Source organism: Longirhabdus pacifica (assembly GCF_004115085.1).
GTDB classification, from domain to species: Bacteria; Bacillota; Bacilli; order Paenibacillales; family DSM-105158; genus Longirhabdus; species Longirhabdus pacifica.
In genome coordinates this window covers 1-605 of record NZ_QXJP01000070.1, presented here as the reverse complement: position 1 = coordinate 605, position 605 = coordinate 1, and the positions used below count along the sequence as shown (strand labels likewise).

Annotated in this window: 1 protein-coding gene; it reads left to right on the top strand. The window is 36.9% G+C overall.

The features are described from left to right. On the top strand, positions 1-605 hold a 605-nt coding region (locus tag D1Z92_RS17110; RefSeq protein WP_503104919.1), incomplete at both ends, for a Kelch repeat-containing protein.

Here is a 605-nt window from a genome sequence, read left to right as displayed (position 1 = left end):
TCAGCGGAAGTATATGATCCTGAGACACAGCAATGGTATAATTTAAAATCTATGCCAGGGACAGTAAAACGCGCTAAGTTTGGTGTCGTTTTAGACTTTACGGATATCGCTGTAGTGGAAGATAACATTTATGTTATGAATAAACATTTCACAGCGATTTATGATACTAATCACACTTTACCAGCAGCACCAAGAAATGTGGAAACAACAATTGGTGCTGATCAAACAGTATTAGAGTGGACTCCAGTAGCAGGTGCTGATGAGTATAGTATTTATAGAGTAGATGAAGAAACTGGAACGTATACAACAGTAGCTGATAGTGTATACACTTCCACGTATACGTACTATATCCCTGAAGAGGATTTGAACACTCCATTATACTATGCTATTAAAGCAAAGAATGAAGAAGGAGAAAGCGAGTATTCAGAAACCATTAATTCTCTTCCTAGCGCACCAATTAATTTAGTTGGTAAAAGAGAGTATTGGAGAACACCAATGGGAATGAAAGCTTATACCATAATGGAATGGGAATCTGCAGGTGATGCAGACACTAAATATAATATTTATAGAAAAAGAAACTACAACGGTGAGTGGGAGAAAATTGC